Source organism: Candidatus Symbiopectobacterium sp. NZEC135 (genome assembly GCF_025962695.1).
Genome location: NZ_JAGFPF010000653.1, coordinates 1 through 1,083, shown reverse-complemented (window position 1 = coordinate 1,083; position 1,083 = coordinate 1). Strand labels below are relative to the sequence as shown.

Annotated in this window: 2 protein-coding genes; one reads left to right on the top strand and one right to left on the bottom strand. The window is 49.7% G+C overall.

The genetic code is table 11. The features are described 5' to 3' along the window. The first annotated feature begins 85 nt into the window (after nucleotides 1–85). Nucleotides 86–733 (top strand): hypothetical protein, encoded by a 648-nt coding sequence (locus tag J5224_RS29515; protein WP_264628625.1) that lies wholly within the window; start codon nucleotides 86–88, stop codon nucleotides 731–733. 26 nt (nucleotides 734–759) lie between these two features. Here J5224_RS29515 and J5224_RS29510 read toward each other — a convergent pair. Further along, a partial coding sequence (locus J5224_RS29510; RefSeq protein ID WP_264628624.1) for a diguanylate cyclase occupies nucleotides 760–1,083 on the bottom strand: 324 nt, incomplete at its 5' end.

The following is a 1,083-nucleotide window of genomic DNA, read 5'->3' as shown; positions in this document are numbered from 1 at the left end:
GCCAACTTGCAGACAAACGCTTGCGAATGAGGCTTCAGAAAAGCCGCTTGCAGCAGGAGACGGAATTTAGAAGAAAGCATTAGCGGTGGTGGGCTACAGTTTTAACACCCCGCCACCACAGCAATTACAAGAAGTCATCATGGTAAGCAATATTGCAACATCAACGCTGCTGCTTTCTTTTAAGGCACGTTTTACTCACAGTTTGACCTCGGCCGTCAAACTTGCTGAACAAACCAAATCCCCCAAGCACATTGCCTTTGCAGAAACGCTGCTGAAGATAAAAAGAGCAGCACCAGACACCCACCTCGAGTCATTGACGCGTTTCGACGCCTACTCAAACGGCCATTCACGCTCGTATGAAAAACGTATTCGGGAAGATAAGTATCAATATCTTGGCAATGCGCTTGATCGGGTTAAGGAGATACGGCTGTTTTTAAACGGTTTTTCACCAATAGAACCAGCGCCCCCCTCCCCGGCGGTCACGCTACGCCGTGAAGTAAACCAGCACCTGACACAATCCTATGAAAATGCAACGAGAGTTTACGCAATAAAAGCCGCTATTTACGCTATCAGTCAGAATGTCGATCAAAAAAAGCGCACAGTAAATCTAGAGAATTTCACACACCTCACCAAGGATATTCATACAATGATTGATGCGGGAAAACCCCTGGGAGAGATAACCAACCGGGTTATTGACTTCAACGTCTATCATCGGCTGAATTCGCTGCCGTAGTAAACGCCATTCATGAGGGGGAGGCGTCAGGCCACTTCCGTGCGCCCGCGACCCTTGTTTTTCGCCATATAAAGTGCGATATCCGCCGCTTTGAGCCAGTCGTGATACTGGTTCATGGTTGGGCGATATTCAGCTACGCCGACGCTGATACGAATCCCCAACTGTGGCGTTTGCGTTAAGCGCTTGGCGGCCAGGCGAGTACGAATGCGATTAATGATCTCAACCGCGTCTGTTGCTCGCGCCTCAGGCAAAATCACCGCAAACTCATCGCCACCGAAGCGACCAATCACATCGGTGGCGCGTAAACCGTTGCGCAGCTCTTCCGTCAAAAACAGGATTGCTTCATCACC